This is a genomic window from Kitasatospora sp. NPDC087314, assembly GCF_044744365.1.
In the GTDB taxonomy this organism is placed as follows: Bacteria; Actinomycetota; Actinomycetes; order Streptomycetales; family Streptomycetaceae; genus Kitasatospora.
The window spans coordinates 537,889-552,893 of sequence record NZ_JBIUYE010000002.1 but is presented as its reverse complement, the minus strand read 5'-3'; the positions used below and the strand labels follow the sequence as shown (position 1 = coordinate 552,893).

The 15,005-nt window shown below is 76.0% G+C and carries 12 protein-coding genes; 9 read left to right on the top strand and 3 right to left on the bottom strand.

The annotated features are described in order from the left end of the window. Positions 1–51 precede the first annotated feature (51 nt). A complete protein-coding gene (locus ACIO5E_RS06220; RefSeq protein WP_400664301.1) occupies positions 52–984 on the bottom strand; it encodes a LysR substrate-binding domain-containing protein in 933 nt (310 codons plus the stop codon). 165 nt (positions 985–1,149) lie between these two features. Between ACIO5E_RS06220 and ACIO5E_RS06215 the strand changes: the two genes are divergently transcribed. The 3 genes from ACIO5E_RS06215 to ACIO5E_RS06205 are packed head-to-tail and all read left to right on the top strand — an operon-like array spanning position 1,150 to position 4,106. After that, positions 1,150–2,091: a DMT family transporter gene (locus ACIO5E_RS06215; protein WP_400664299.1), complete on the top strand. Its 942-nt coding sequence runs from the start codon at positions 1,150–1,152 to the stop codon at positions 2,089–2,091. Positions 2,092–2,100: 9 nt separating this feature from the next. Then, positions 2,101–3,465 carry a sensor histidine kinase gene (locus ACIO5E_RS06210; protein ID WP_400664297.1) on the top strand — a complete coding sequence of 455 codons (1,365 nt, stop codon included), beginning with the start codon at positions 2,101–2,103 and terminating at the stop codon, positions 3,463–3,465. Beyond that, entirely contained in the window at positions 3,450–4,106 is a 657-nt protein-coding gene (locus tag ACIO5E_RS06205; protein WP_400664295.1) for a response regulator, read from the top strand. The genes ACIO5E_RS06210 and ACIO5E_RS06205 overlap by 16 nt, the downstream gene beginning before the upstream one ends. A 478-nt stretch (positions 4,107–4,584) precedes the next feature. On the opposite strand, the gene ACIO5E_RS06200 is transcribed toward ACIO5E_RS06205, so the two are convergent. Continuing rightward, positions 4,585–5,679, bottom strand: coding sequence for a glycosyltransferase family 4 protein (locus ACIO5E_RS06200; protein ID WP_400664458.1), 1,095 nt, complete (start codon positions 5,677–5,679; stop codon positions 4,585–4,587). After that, on the bottom strand, positions 5,586–6,968 hold the full coding sequence (locus ACIO5E_RS06195; protein WP_400664293.1) for a hypothetical protein: 1,383 nt from the start codon (positions 6,966–6,968) through the stop codon (positions 5,586–5,588). Before ACIO5E_RS06195 ends, ACIO5E_RS06200 begins: the two co-directional genes overlap by 94 nt. A gap of 176 nt (positions 6,969–7,144) precedes the next feature. Here ACIO5E_RS06195 and ACIO5E_RS06190 point away from each other — a divergent pair, with 176 nt between their 5' ends. The 6 genes from ACIO5E_RS06190 to ACIO5E_RS06165 all read left to right on the top strand — a co-directional run bounded on the left by ACIO5E_RS06190 (position 7,145) and on the right by ACIO5E_RS06165 (position 14,886). Continuing rightward, complete coding sequence (locus ACIO5E_RS06190; RefSeq protein WP_400664291.1) at positions 7,145–8,089, top strand: GNAT family N-acetyltransferase; 945 nt, start codon at positions 7,145–7,147, stop codon at positions 8,087–8,089. Then, positions 8,082–8,873, top strand: a complete 792-nt coding sequence (locus ACIO5E_RS06185) for an aminotransferase class IV (protein ID WP_400664289.1) — start codon at positions 8,082–8,084, stop codon at positions 8,871–8,873. The genes ACIO5E_RS06190 and ACIO5E_RS06185 overlap by 8 nt, the downstream gene beginning before the upstream one ends. A 179-nt stretch (positions 8,874–9,052) precedes the next feature. Then, complete coding sequence (locus ACIO5E_RS06180; protein ID WP_400664287.1) at positions 9,053–9,895, top strand: ABC transporter ATP-binding protein; 843 nt, start codon at positions 9,053–9,055, stop codon at positions 9,893–9,895. A gap of 94 nt (positions 9,896–9,989) precedes the next feature. Beyond that, entirely contained in the window at positions 9,990–12,524 is a 2,535-nt protein-coding gene (locus tag ACIO5E_RS06175) for an FtsX-like permease family protein (RefSeq protein ID WP_400664285.1), read from the top strand. A 323-nt stretch (positions 12,525–12,847) separates the two neighbouring features. Next, on the top strand, positions 12,848–13,318 hold the full coding sequence (locus tag ACIO5E_RS06170; protein ID WP_400664283.1) for a hypothetical protein: 471 nt from the start codon (positions 12,848–12,850) through the stop codon (positions 13,316–13,318). Further along, positions 13,315–14,886, top strand: a complete 1,572-nt coding sequence (locus ACIO5E_RS06165) for a multicopper oxidase family protein (RefSeq protein WP_400664281.1) — start codon at positions 13,315–13,317, stop codon at positions 14,884–14,886. The genes ACIO5E_RS06170 and ACIO5E_RS06165 overlap by 4 nt, the downstream gene beginning before the upstream one ends. Positions 14,887–15,005 lie beyond the last annotated feature (119 nt).

The following is a 15,005-nucleotide window of genomic DNA, read 5'->3' as shown; positions in this document are numbered from 1 at the left end:
CAGGTCAGGGCAGTGGTGGTGATCGCCGGGACGGAACGCCGAAAAGCGCCGTCAGCTGCCCGCGGCCACCCCGACCCCGCGCACGGCCCCGGACCCGACCTCGGCCCCGACCCCCTGCGCCGCCCCCACCGCCGCCAGCAGCCCGCCGACCGCCGGCGACCACGGCCGGCTGGTCGGCCCGGTGAGCGTGAGCGTGCGGTGGACGGCGGGCCGGATCGGGACGAGGACGCAGTCGGCCGGGACCATGGTCAGCGCCAGCGCGGGCATCACCGAGACCCCGACGCCCGCGTGCACCATCCCGATGAGCGTGTTGAGGTCGCGGATGCGGTGCCGGGGCGTGAAGCGGGTGCCGGCCCGGCGGTAGGCCTCGCGGATGTGGCGTTCGCAGCCGCCCTCGGAGAGCAGGAAGTCGTCGTCCTCCAGCTCGGCGACGTGGATGCTCTCCTGCCCGGCGAGCGGGTGGTCGCGGCGCAGCAGCGCGTGCATGGAGTCGGCGCCGAGCGCGACCGCCCCGGGCGGGTGCGGGCCCGCGTCGACCAGGACGGCGGCGTCGACGGTGCCCGCCTCCAGCCAGGCGGCCAGTTCGGCGTCCTCGCCCTCGAAGACCCGGACGGTGACCTGCGGGTAGGCGTCCTTCCAGTCCCGGAGCAGCCCGGGCAGCAGCGCCTGGCACACGGTGGTCGGCGCGGCGAGCCGGACGGTGCCGGTCGGGCCGCCGGAGTGCCGGGTGGCGATGGTGCGTACGGCGGCGGCGGAGGCGACGGCGGTGCGGGCGTGCGGGAGGATCTGCTCGCCCAGCGGGGTGGGCCGGGCCGGGTTGCCGCGCAGCAGGACGGGCGCGCCGAGGGCGCGCTCCAGCGCGGCGACCGCGTGCGAGACGGCGGACTGGCTGATGCCCAGGTCGTCGGCGGCCGCGCCGAACCCGCCGGCGTCGGCGACCGCGACCAGCGCCCTCAGCTGGGCCAGGTTGACCTCCGAGGCCATGAGACTTCCTCATCCTTCCGTCACTGTCACTTGTTGGACTCATGATCCGCCGCCGGGCCAGACTCTGTCCAGACGACACAGGCGGAACGGACCGGGCGCACGCCCGGAACAGCCCCGGAGCGGTACGGAACGGGACGGGGCGGGACGAACGGGGAGGTGGTCGGGGTGCGGCGCTGGTTGCCGGGCTTCGTGGCGTTGTCGGCGATCTGGGGCGCGAGCTTCGCGCTGATCATGGTGGCGGTGGAGACGGGGGTACCGCCGCTCTGGGTGGCGCTCTGGCGCTGCGTCCTCGGGGCGGTCACGCTGTGGACGATCCTCGTCCTGCGCGGCGAGCGCGCTTCCCGCGACCGCGCGCTCTGGGGGCACTCGGCGGTGGTGGCGGTGCTCCTCAACACCGTGCCGTTCACCCTGTTCTCGTTCGGTGAGACCCGGGTCAGCTCCGTCCTCGCCGGGGTGATGAACGCGACCACCCCGCTGTTCACCCTGCTGTTCGCCGTCCTCACCGTCCCCGAGGAGCGCCGCCCGGGCGCGCGCCGGCTCTCCGGACTCGCCCTCGGCTTCGCCGGCGTGCTCACCGTCCTCGGGGTCTGGCGCGGCATCGGCTCCGGCGAGGCCGCCGGCGGCCTCGCCTGCCTGGCCGCCGCCTGCTGCTACGGCGCGGGCTTCGCCTACCTGCGCCGCTTCCTCTCCGGCCGGCCGGAGTCGGTGGTCACCCTCTCCGCCGTCCAGATCGCCTGCGCCACCGTCGAGTTGGCCCTCATCGCACCGTTCGCCGCGGGCGCCCCGCACTGGCCGGGCGCGGGCGCGGCCGGCGCCCTGCTGGTGCTGGGCGCGGTCGGCACCGGCCTCGCGTACCTGCTCAACCTCGGCCTGGTCCGCACGGCCGGCACCGCGGTGGCCTCCGCCGTCACCTATGTCATGCCGCTGTGGTCCACCGCCCTCGGTGCGGCCTTCCTCGCCGAACCGGTCGGCTGGAACGCCCTGGTGGGCGGAGTGCTGGTGATCGCCGCCGTCGCCCTGACCCGCCCCCGCCCCGGACCCCGCCCGGCGGTCGCTGCCGCCGGTACCGCCGCTGCCGCTCCGAGGCCTGGTCAGACGGTTCGTTAGAGTGACCGGGTGAACGAGGAGGAGCAGCCGCCGGTGGCCGTCTGGGCCGCGCTGCGCGCCCACCCGCTGCGCTTCCCGTCCACCCGGTGGGTGCCGCGCTGCTGGGCGTACCTGCTCGGCGGCGCGCTGCTCGGACCGCTGCTGCTGGTCGTCCTGGCGGCACTGCTGACGGTCGGCCTGGGGCTGTCCGTGGTCGGCGTCGGACTGCCGGTCCTCCTCGCCCTGGCCCTCGCGGGCGTCCCCGTGGCCGCCGTCGAACGGCTGCGGCTGCGGCTGGTCGAACCGGCGCCGGTCCCCGACCCGCACCGCCCGCTGCCCGGAGCCGGCCGCCGCGCCCGGCTGCGGACCCGCCTGCGCGAGCGCGCCACCTGGCGCGAACTCGCCCACACCGCGCTCACCGCGACCGTCCTCGCCGCCGCCGCGCTCGGCTTCACCGCCGTGCTGCTGTTCGCCGGCGCCCTGGTCGTCTCCCCGGCGATCGTCTGGGCGCTGGCTCCCGAGACCGTCATGATCATTCCCGGGCGGGTGGTGTCCGGGCCGCTCGCCGCACTGCCGTTCACCGCCGTCGGGCTGGCCGGACTGCTCCTCTGCGCCTACGCCGGTGCCCTGCTGACCACCGCCCACGTGGCACTCGCCCGCCTCCTGCTCGGGCCCCGCGACGAGGACCCCGGCCGGCAGGTCCTCGAACTCACCCGCTCCCGGGCCCGGCTGGCCGACGCCTTCGAGGCCGAACGCCGCCGCATCGAACGCGACCTGCACGACGGCGCCCAACAGCAGCTCGTCGCGCTCAGCATGACCCTCGGCCTCGCCGACCACGCGCTGCACGGCCGCCTGCGCGAAGCCGACCCGGTCGATCCCTCCGCCGACCCGGCTGCCGATGCGGCTGCCGACCCGGCCGTGGCCCAGGCCGCGGCGCTGGTCGCCCGGGCCCGGGGCGAGGCCCGGCAGGCCCTGGAGCAACTGCGCGGCCTGGTCCGGGGCATCCACCCCCAGGTCCTCACCGACCACGGCCTCGCCGCCGCCGTCGCCGAGGTCGCGCTGCGCCACCCCATCCCGGTCGAGGCCGACTTCGACCTCCCGGGCCGGCTGCCCGCGCCGGTCGAGACGACCGCCTACTTCACCGTCACCGAGGCGCTCACCAACGCCGCCAAGCACAGCGGCGCCACCGCGATCACCGTCCGCGGGAGTGTCGCCGACGGCCGCCTGGTGCTCCAGGTGACCGACGACGGCCACGGCGGGGCCGACCCGGCCGCCGGGGCCGGACTGCGGGGACTCGCCGACCGGGTGGCACTCCTGAAAGGACGGCTGATGGTGACGAGCCCGACGGGCGGCCCGACCACACTGCGGCTGGAGGTCCCGTGCTCCGGGTCGTGATCGCCGAGGACGCCGTCCTGCTGCGTGCCGGACTCGTCGAGCTGCTCACCCTCGGCGGCCACCGGGTGACCGCCGCCGTCGGCGACGCCCGCGCCCTCGCCGCCGCCGTCGACGCGGACCGGCCCGACGCCGTCATCACGGACGTCCGGATGCCGCCCGGCTTCTCCGACGAGGGCCTGCGCGCCGCCCTCGACCTGCGTGAACGCCACCCCGGCCTGCCCGTCCTGGTGCTCTCCCAGTACGTCGCCACCCCGTACGCCACCCGCCTGCTCGCCGCCGCCGGCGCTCAACCCGCCGGCCTCGGCTACCTCCTGAAGGACCGGGTCGGCGAGGTCGCCGACTTCCTCGACGCCCTGCGCAGGGTCGCCGCCGGCGACACCGTCATCGACCCCGACGTGGTCCGCGTCCTGATGCGCCAGCAGTCCGCCGACCGCCCGCTCAGCCGCCTCACCCCCCGCGAACGCGAAGTTTTGGCCCTGATGGCCGAAGGCCTCAACAACCAGGCCGTCGCCGCCCGGCTCGTCATCACCGAGGCCTCGGTGGTCAAGCACTGCGGCAACATCTTCATGAAGCTCGACCTCGACCCCACCGAGGGCAACCGCCGCGTCCTCGCCGTCCTCGCCCACCTCCGCGGCGAGTAGGGCGGGTGCGCCGCCCGCCGGTCGTCCCGCCGGGCGTGGTCGGCGAACCGGGCGAACAGGTGGTGCGACGCGCGGCCTCGTATTCGGGGCCCGCGGAATCGACCGGTACCGTTCCCCGCGGAATGCCACGAACGTCCTGGAGGCAGTCGGTCAGCAATCGTTCGACGTCCACCATCGTGCCCACCTCCTCGTGATTTCCGCTGTATTCCTTGGGTTTCCGTGATTCAGTCGGATTGAAAACCGGAAGGCAAATATTCATTGATGAAAAAGCTTGCGCCCCTTGCGCGTTCGGGATTTCGTGCGCTGGCGGCGCACCTTGCGGGCGCACTCGCTCGGCGGGGCGAAAGCGTCGTTTCACGGCCCCGCCGAGCGCTTTCACTCCCCGGCGGGGAGATCGTCCGCGGACCGGTGGGGGAATGGGCCTCGGGTTCGAACTCCCCTCGGGTGAAGCCTCGTTGACAGGATCGGGGGGGGGGCGTCAGGAGGGCTCGGCGAGTACGTCGGGAACGGGGTGGGCGGGAACGGGGTGGGCGGGGTCGAGGAGGTGGGCGAGGCGGTGGGCGGAGGCGTCCCAGGTCCAGTGGGTGGTGGCCCAGTGGCGGCCGGCGGCGCCCATGCGGGCGCGGTCGGCCGCCGGGGCGAGGAGGAGGCGGGTGAGGGCGGCGGCCACGCCGGCGGGGTCGCGGCCGTTGACGACGGTGCCGGTGACGCCGTCGAGGACGGTGTCGGGCGCGCCCCCCGAGCGGCCGGCGACGACCGGGAGTCCGGCGGCGGCCGCTTCGAGGTAGACGATGCCGAGGCCTTCGGCTTCGAGGCCGGCGCGGCGGGTGCGGCAGGGCATGGCGAAGACGTCGGCAGCGGCGTAGTGGGCCGCGGTGGCCGCGTGGTCGAGGCCGCCGGTGAATTCGACGGTGCCCGGTTCGGTGCACCGGTGGGCGAGGGCGCGCAGGCGGTCCTCGTACGGGCCCCGGCCGACGAGCACGAGGGTGGCGCCGGGGACGGCCCGGCGGATCGCGGGCAGGGCGCGGATCAGCACGTCCTGCCCCTTGCGCGGGACGAGGCGGGCCACGCAGAGGATCACCGGCCCGGACCGGGCCCGGCGCGCGCCGTCCTCGGCGGGCCGGAAGCGGTCCGGGTCCACGCCCGGCACCAGGCGCGCCAGCCGGGCGTCCGGGCCGAGGGCGGGGGCGATCCGGGCACGGGTGTACTCGCCGAGGTAGGTGACGACGTCGACGCTGCGGCCGGTCCGGCGCAGCAGGCGGCGGGCGCCGGGGGTGCGGGCCCACCAGATCTCGTGGCCGTGGGTGGTGGCGACGGTGCGGCGGATGCCGTCGGCCTGGCGGAGCAGGCCGGGGGTCATCGCGGCGAGTGGGGCGGCGGCGCCGAACCAGACCCGGTCGCAGCCGTGGGCACGGGCGATCTCGGCGGCGCGGCGGGTGGCCCGGGCGGTGGGCAGCAGGGTGCGGGCCCGGTCGCGGATCACCGGGAAGGGGAGAGCGGCGTCGTGGCGGTCCGCGCCCGGTTCGGCGGAGGTGTAGACCACGACGTCGGAGCCGGGCAGGCGGGTGGCCAGGGCGTGGACGAAGGTTTCGATGCCGCCCTGGCGGGGCGGGAAGTCGTTGGTGACGATGAGTGTGGTGCCCATGGGCGGGTGAGACCTCGGTTCGGGTTCGGGTTCGGGTTCGGGTTCGGCGTCGGAGAGCGGAGCAGCGGGAGCCGGGGGAGCAGGACGAGGACGAGCGGCAGTGCGAGGTAGCCGAACCGCCCGGCGGGGGCGAGCAGGAAGGCCAGGGCGAGCCCGAGGGCGAGCCGGTCGGCGGCGGCCGTCGTGTGCCGGGGCGGGTGGGTGAGCAGGGAGGCCGCGAGGGCGAGGGCGGCGAGCAGCAGCAGGCCGACGGCGGCGTACCAGCCGGGCGGGCCGAGGTCGGCGAGCAGTCGTCCGGGCAGGGGGCTGGCGGCGGGAGTGGGCAGGTCGCCGCGCCCGGTGGGGAAGGCGAAGACCTGCTGGAGCATCGGCCCGGGCGAGCGCAGCGCGCCGGGCAGGATCAGCAGGGCCGCGCCGCCGACCGCGACGGCGGCGGCGCGCAGCGCGGGGCGCCGTCCGGCGGTGGCGGCCAGCAGGGCGGTGACCACGGCGACGGCCGGCCAGGCCGTCCACTTGAGGGAACAGGCGGCGGCGAGGGCCAGCCCGGCGGTGCCGGGCCGTTGCCGGGCGGCGAGGGTGAGGGCGAGCCAGCAGAGGCCGGTCATCGGCAGGTCGACGCCGCTGACGCAGAGCGGCAGCGCGACCACCGGTGAGGCGGCCAGCGCGGCCAGCGCGGTCCGGCGCCCGGCGGGTGCGGAGCGCAGCAGGCAGGCCAGGAACACGGCCGCGCACCAGAGTCGCGCATCGCCCACCAGCCGGGCCGGGGCCGCGGGAAGGGCGCCGGACCAGGCCGCCGGCAGGCCGTCCAGCAGGGCCCGGGGCAGTCCGAGGATCGCCATCCCCGGCAGGTACGGCGTGTATTCGGCGACCGTCCGCGGTTCGGCGAGGTACGGCGTGCCGGTGTGCAGCAGCAGTGCCCCGGAGCGTTCGATCACCCCGACCTCGCTCTGTCCCCGGCCGACCAGGACCAGTGCGACCAGGGGCACGGCGACCGCTCCGGCGAGTGCGAGGGCGACGGACAGTCGCCGGCCCCGACGCGGCAGCAGGAGGGCGGCGAGCGCCGCCAGCAGGTAGCCGACGGCGGCGCAGCCGCCCCAGGCGCGGTGCGGGCCGAGGTCGGAGAGGAGCGGGAACGCCCCGGCCCAGCCGGCCGCGAGGAGCCATCCGCCGCACCACGCCCGTGCCTGCCGTCTGTCGTGAAGGTCTTGCCGATTCATCACCCCTTCATTGCATCGCCGCAGGTCAGCGTGGTCATCACGGTCAGGTCGAGTCCTCTGGTCGGGTTTCCCCTACCGCCGGTCCGGGCCCCGGCGCGGCGGAATTCGCATCCGATCTGACGTTCGGTGTTCGGTGGATTACGGAAAGTGCCCACGGTCCCGCTATCGTGGCGGGCGTGGTGAGGTCGTGGGATGCGGCGGTGGAGCGGGCGCAGGACCGGCTGGCGGCGGGGCCGCGGCTGAGGGTGGTCGCCGTGGGGGACGAACAGCGGTTCGCGCTCTGGGACTTGGCGTCCCTGGTGGAGGGTGGGCTGGGGGAGCGGGTGGCCCCGGACGGGCTGGCGCCGGAGGCCGAGCGGCGGTGGCGCGAACGGCTGGGCGAGAGCGGCCGGGAGTGGCCCGGCGGCGAGTTGTACCGGCGCCGCTACTGGGTGCTGGACGAGGGCGGTGCCGTGGCCGGCACGGTGGCCGTGGACAACTGGACCAGGGGGCCGGGCCAACTCGCCGTCTCCTCTCTCTACGTGATCCCCGAGGCGCGCGGCCGCGGCCTGGCCGCCGGGGTGCTGGAGGAGGTGTACGCGGCGGCCGTCGCGGAGGGCCTGCCCGGCTTCCGGCTGGAGACGCACTGGACCTGGCCGCACGCCGTCCGCTACTACCTGCGCCGCGGCCTCTGGGTGGTCGGCTGGAAGCGCTCGCTGGCCCTGGCCCGGATGCCCCAACTCCCGCTCTACCAGGTGCGCGAGGAGGACGGCTGGCTGCACCTGCTGGTCGCGGACCGGGCGCGGGGCTGGGTGCCGATGCTCGCGGCCGGCCGTGAGGGCCGCTGGCTGCGGTTGGACGAGACGCCCGACTACCGGGCCGCCGACGGCTGGGTGCACGAGTACGCGCGGTCGACGCTGGCACTGCACCTGGCGCTCGAGGGCCGGCCGCTGGTGCGCGGCCCGCAGTGGTGGGCGGAGGCGTGGCGGTGGTCGGACGCCGGGGAACCGGAGGGACTGGCGTACAGGATCGAGCAGTTCGAGCAGTCGGCCCGGGCGGCGGGCCGCCCGGTGGTCGGCCCGCAGGACCCGCCGACGGCCCCGGTGGCGGTACCGGGGCTGGCAGACTCGGGGGATGGCTGAGATCGAGATCGACGGCGCGCCGGCCGACCCGGCGCGGCTGGCCGCACTGGGGCTGCTGAACTACGGGCACTTCACGACCCTGCGCGCCGAGGCGGGCCGGGTCCGGGGCCTGGAACTGCACCTGGACCGGCTGGTCCGGGACTGCCGGGCGCTGTTCGCCGCCGAGTTGGACCGGCTGACGGCGCGGGAGCGGATCCGCGCGGTGCTGCCCGCCGACGGTGCGCCGGTGATCGTCCGGGTGACCGGGTACGACCCGGAGCTCGGCCTGGAGCGCCCCGGCGGCCCGGCCAGGCCCGGCCTGCTGGTCACCACCCGCCCGGCCCCGACGACCGCGCCCGGCCCACTGCGGGTGCGGACGGCGGCGTACCGTCGGGAGCTGCCGGAGGTGAAGCACGTCGGTCTGTTCGGCCTGGTCCATCAGCGCAGGCTGGCCCAGCTCGACGGCTACGACGACGTGTTGCTGGTCGACCCGGGCCGTGGCCGGGTGACCGAGGGCGCCACCTGGAACGTCGGCTTCCTCGACGGCCGCCGACTGGTCTGGCCGGACGGCCCGAGCCTGCCCGGCGTCACCGCCGCGCTACTGGCCGGAGCGTACGACGGGCCGCAGTCGCGCGAGCCGGTGGAGGCGTCCGGGCTGGACCGCTTCGCGGCCGCGTTCGCGGTGAACGCGGGCGTCGGTGTCCGCCCACTGGCGGCGGTCGACGGCACCGCCTTCGACCCGGCCCACCCCGTGCTCGCCGAGCTGCGCGCCGCCTACCAGGGGATCGCCGCCGACCTGGTGTGAGCCGGGGTCCCGGCCCTGTTACGGGCTCGCGACGCCCGCGCGCGCTGCTGCCCCCCGGAGGGCGGTGGGGATATCCCCACCCCCGGTCCGCCAGCGGCCTCCATGGTTCGCGAGCCCGGTCCTTCCTAGCCTGGAACACGTCGACGACCAGCGACGATCCCCGAAGGAAGGCCCACCCCATGGCACGCCGCCACGACCGCCCATCGACCGAGCCGTACGCGACCGAGCCGTACACGGCCGGCCCGTACGCCAGCGGGGCGTACGCCGGGCAGAGCGTCCGGCCCGCGATCGAGCTGCGCGGGGTGCGTCGTACCTACGGCCGCGGCGGCGAGACCGTGCACGCGCTGCGCGGGATCGACCTCGCGCTCGGGCACGGCAGCTTCACCGCCGTGATGGGCCCGTCCGGCTCCGGCAAGTCCACCTTCCTGCAGTGCGCGGCGGGCCTGGACAAGCCCGACCAGGGGGAGATCCGCCTCGGCGACGAGGACATCACCCGGCTGAGCGAGAACCGGCTCACCAAGCTGCGCCGCAGCCGGATCGGCTTCATCTTCCAGTCCTTCAACCTGCTTCCCTCGCTGACGGTGGAGCAGAACGTGCTGCTCCCGCAGCGGCTCGCCGGCGAGCGCCAGGACCGCGCCCGCGCCCGGGAGCTGCTGGCCCAGGTCGGGCTGGGCGAGCACGCCAAGCGGCGGCCCGGCCAGCTCTCCGGCGGCCAGCAGCAGCGGGTGGCGATCGCCCGCGCGCTGATCACCGGCCCGGACGTGGTGTTCGCCGACGAGCCGACCGGCGCGCTGGACACCACCACCGCGCACGAGGTGCTGGGCCTGCTGCGGCGCGCCGTGGACGACCTGGGCGCGACGGTGGTCATGGTGACCCACGACCCGGTGGCGGCCTCGTTCGCCGACCGGGTGCTGTTCCTGGCCGGCGGCGCGATCGTCGACGAGCTCCACCACCCGGAGCCGCAGGCCGTCGCCGACCGGATGGTCCGGCTCACCGCCCGCCCGGCGAGGGTCGCGGCATGAACCAGCGGAACGACGTCGCCGCCGAGCAGAACGGCTCCGCCACCGGGCGGAACGAGCAGAACGACTTCACCACCGAGCGGAACGGGGCGGGTGCATGAGCAACGGACTGGCACGCGCCTCGGTGCGCTTCCGGCCCGCGTCCTTCGCGGGCACCCTGATCGCCCTGCTGCTGGGCGCCGCCGTGGTGGTGGCCTGCGGGGCCCTCCTGCAGACCGGCCTGACCGTGGGCGTCGCACCGCAGCGGTACGCCGGCGCCCCGGTGGTGGTCGCGGCAGACCAGGCGGTGAAGATCTCCGCCAAGGTCGGCAGGGACACCGAGACCAGGGAGCTGACCACCCCCGAGCGGGCCCGGGCGGACGCCGCCCTGGTGAGCCGGATCGCCGCCCTGTCCGGCGTCGCCGCCGCCCGCCCGGACAGCGCCTTCCCGCTGCCGGCCGGGGCCGGCACCCCCGCCCTGACCGGCCGGGGCTACGCCGCGCTCGGCATCGCCGGCCCGGCCGACAAGCTGGTCGAGGGCCGTGCACCCGGCGCGAACGAGGTGGTGCTGGACGCCGACACGGCGCGCGCCGCCCGCCTCGCGCCCGGCGCGAGCCTCACCCTCACCGCCCCCGGCGGCACCGGTGCCTACCGTGTCTCCGGCCTGGCCGCCGCCCAATCGGCCGGCCCCACCGCCTGGTTCGCCGACGCCACCGCCGACCGCCTGTCCGGCCACCCCGGCCGGATCGACGCGATCGCCGTGCAGCCGCGCGAGGGCGTGGACCGCGCGGCGCTCGCCGCCCAGGTCCGCCAGGCCGTCGGCGCCGACGCCATGGTCTTCACCGGCGACGGCCGCGGCACCGTCGAGCAGCCCGCCATCGGCGAGGGCCGCACCCTGCTGATGGCGCTCGGCGGCACCTTCGGCGGCTACGCCACCATGACCGCGATCTTCGTCGTGATGAGCACCGTCGCCCTGGCCACCGGCCAGCGCGCCCGGGAGTTCGCCCTGCTGCGCGCCATCGGCGCCACCCCGCGGCAGATCCGCCGCACCATCGCCACCGAGGCGATGCTGGTCGCGCCGGTCGCCGGCGCGCTCGGCATCCTGCCCGGGCTGGCCCTCGCCCGCTGGTGGTTCGACGAGCTGGCCGCGCGCGGCGCGGTGCCGCAGGGCGTGCAGCTGGACGTCGGCCCGCTGCCGATGCTCGCCGCCATCCTCACCTGCACCCTCGCCGCGCTGACCGCCGGCTTCCTGGCCGCCCGCCGCCCCGCCCGGCTGCGCCCCGGCCAGGCGCTCGGCGCGGCCGCCGTCGAACCGGCCCGCCCCGGCACGGTGCGCACCGTCATCGGGCTGGTGTTCGCCGCCGGCGGCGTGGCCGCCGCCGTCTTCGCGGCCGCCCTGGACGGGATGAACGCCGCCAACACCGCGCTCGGCGTGGTCATGTGCTTCATGATGGCCGTCGCCCTGCTCGGCCCCTGGGTGGCCCGGATCGCCGCCGCGGTGGTCGGCACCCCGCTGCGGGCGGGCGGCGCGCCCGGCTCGCTGGCCGCCGACAACACCCGGGCCAACGCCCGCCGGCTGGCCTCCGCGATCACCCCGATCGTGCTCGTCACCGCCTTCTGCGGCACCCTGCTGTTCCTCCAGAGCACCATCAGCCACGCCACCGGCGAGAACGTGCGCAACGGCATCACCGCCGACCACGTGGTCGGCTCCACCGGCCCCGGCCTGCCCGCGGGCACCGCCGAGCGCGCCGCCAAGGTGCCCGGCGTGGACGCCGCGGTCGGCGTGCTGCGCACCGCCGCGGTGTACGAGCACAGCCAGCAGCTCGCCTCCGCCACCGCGCTCGGCGTCGACGGCGACCCGGCCAGGCTGGCCCGGGTGCTCGACCTGGGCGTGCGCGGCGGCTCGCTCGCCGACCTCGGCCACGGCGACGACACCGTCGCCCTGGACGTCACGCTGGCCGACGCGCTGGACGCCAAGGTCGGCGACCGGGTGTCGCTGCGGCTCGGCGACGGCACCCCCGTGCGGCCCGCCGTGGTCGCCGTCTACGACCGCGGGCTCGGCTTCGGCCAGGTGCTGCTGCCGCGGGCGGCCGTCGCCGGGCACGTCACCGCCGGGTACGACAGCCAGGTGCTGGTCGCCGACGCGCCGGGCGCCGACCGCGCGGCGGTGACGGCCGCCCTGGCCGGGCTCGCGGGCCCCGGCGGGACGACCGTGACCGACCGGGCCGGGTTCGTCGCCCAGTCCGACAAGATGATGGAGCTCAACGCCTGGGCCAACAAGGTGATGGCCGGCGTCCTCGGCGGCTTCGCGGCCGTCACTGCCGCCAACACCCTGGTGATGACCGTCCTCGACCGGCGCCGCGAGGTCGCGCTGCTCCGGCTGGCCGGCACCACCCGGCGCCAGGTGCGCGGCATGATGCGCTGGGAGGCGCTGCTGGTCGCCGCGACCGGGCTGGTGGTCGGCGGGGCGATCGCCTGGATCGCCCTCGTCCCGATCGCCCGGGGCGTCGCCAACTCCTCCCCGTACGTCCCGCCGGCGCTCGCCCTGCCGCTGGCCGCCGGAGCCGTCCTGCTCTGCCTCGGCGCCACCGGGCTGCCCGCCCGGGCCCTGCTGCGCACCCGCCCGGTGGAGCTGGGCGCGGCCCGGCAGTAGCCGCGGTCCCGAGGCCTTCGGGGCCCCGTCCGGTGCTACCGGACGGGGCCCCTTTCGGTCTGCTCGGAGCCCCCCTTCCGTTCTGCTGCGGGTGCCTTCGGGCGGGTGCGGCACCCGCTGGAGGACCGCCGGCCGGCGGTCCTCCAGGACCGCTGGACGGCCGGACGAGGGGCTCGCTCGGACGGGTGACAAAAGCCCGGCCGAGCAGGCGTAGTGGGGTGGTGGGAAAAGTCCGGAATCCTTTGTCGGAGCCGAGTATGACGCCGGATCAGTTACGCTCTCGCCCGCCCCGACCGACCCGCCGAAGCAGAGAGTAGCCCGACATGAGCAGTCCTCCCGCGGCCCCCGCGCCCCGCTGGCCGCTGATCCTGCTGCGCATCACCGCGACCACCCTGACCCTCCTGGCCGTGCTCCAGGCCATGCTGGCCGGCAGCTTCCTCAACGGCACCTACGAGTCACTCGAGGACCACGAGGGCAACGCGATGATGCTGGCCACCGTCGTCGTCTGCCAGCTGGTGGTGGCCGCGCTGGTCCGCCGGCCCGGCCGCGGCCCGATCTGGCCGCTGTGGACCACCGCCCTGCTGACCGTCGCCGTCATCGGCCAGATCGGCGCCGGCTACGGGCGGGCGCTCGGCGTGCACGTCACCCTGGGCGTGCTGCTGGTCAGCGGCGTCCTGTTCGGGCTGGTCGGCGCCTGGCGGATCCCGCTGTCCGCCCGCGCGGGGAGCCTGCCCGTGCCGGACGGCAGCGGACGGCTGCCGCGTCCCACCAGGTCGCGGGAGGTGGTCAAGTGAACCGCCGACGGTTCCTCGGCCTCGGAGCCTCCGTCCTCGGCGCCGGCGCGCTGGCGGCCGTCACCGTCCCCGCGGCCGCCCGGCTGCTCGCCGAGGGCCGCCCCGGCCGGCTGCTCAGCAGCGACCTCGCCCTGCCCGAGCCCTTCCAGGTCCCGCTGCCGGTGCCGGCGGTGCTCCAGCCGGTGCGCACCGACGGGACGACCGACTACTACGAGATCACCCAGCAGGTCGCCAAGCTGGAGATCCTGCCCGGCGTCAGGACCGAGGCCTGGACGTACGGCGGCACCTTCCCCGGGCCGACCGTGGTCACCCGGTCCGGCCGGGCGGCGGTGGTCAAGCACCGCAACGAGCTGCCGGTGGCGACCGTCGTCCACCTGCACGGCGGCCACACCCCGGCCGACAGCGACGGCTACCCCATCGACCTGCTGCTGCCGGTCGGCTCCTCGGGTGCGGGCGCGGACCAGGGCATGTCGGGGATGCCCGGCATGCAGCACGCGACGGGAGACACCGTCACCGGCGAGCGCACCCACACCTATCCGGGCAACCAGCGCGCCGCCACCCTCTGGTACCACGACCATCGGATGGGCTTCACCGGCCCCGCGATCTGGCGCGGCCTGGCCGGCTTCCACCTCGTCCACGACGACGAGGAGAACGCCCTGCCGCTGCCGAAGGGCGAACGCGACCTCCCGCTGATGCTCGCCGACCGCGCCTTCGCCGCCGACGGCTCGTTCCACTACCCCGCCACCGACGCGGCCCTCGCCGTGCCCGGCGTCACCGACGACTACATGAACGGCGTCCTCGGCGACGTCATCCTGGTCAACGGCGCCCCCTGGCCCCGCCTCGACGTCGACCGCGCCCGCTACCGGCTGCGCGTGCTCAACGCCTCCAACGCCCGCCTCTACCGGCTCGAACTCGACCCGCAGCCCTCCGGCGGCGACGCCCTCGTCCAGATCGGCTCCGACGGCGGGCTGCTGGCGGCCCCGGTCACCCACGACGCCCTGGAGATCGCCCCCGCCGAGCGCTTCGACCTCGTCGTCGACTTCTCCCGTTACGCCCCGGGCACCTCCGTGCGCCTGGTCAACCGCTTCGGCAGCGGCCGCACGGCGGAGGTGATGCGCTTCGACGTCTCCTCCCGGCAGGTCAGCGACGACTCGACCGTCCCCGACAAGCTGTCCACCGTCGAGGCCCTGGACGCCTCCGCCGCCGTCGCCACCCGCCACTTCAGATTCCGCCGCAGCCGCGACGACGGCTGGACCATCAACGACGACCCGTACCAGCCCGGACGCGACCTCGCCCGGCCCGCCCTCGGCAGCATCGAGCGGTGGCGCTTCTCCACCGACCTGCACCACCCCGTGCACGTCCACCTCAACCCCTTCCAGGTGCTCACCCGCAACGGCAGGGACCCGGGCCCGTACGACACCGGCTGGAAGGACACGGTCGACCTGTGGCCGGCGGAGGCGGCCGAGGTCCTGGTGCGCTTCACCGACTACCGGGGGACGTACCTGTTGCACTGCCACAACCTGGAGCACGAGGACATGGCGATGATGGCGGACTTCACCGTGCAGTGAGCACGCGGGTTCATCCGTTTCATCCGTTCGGTCGAGTGCCGGAGGGCGCGCGGTGCGCCCTCCGGCGCCGGTGACCTAGCGTCGCGAGGAGGTGCACCCGCCGTCCCGTCCACCGAGGA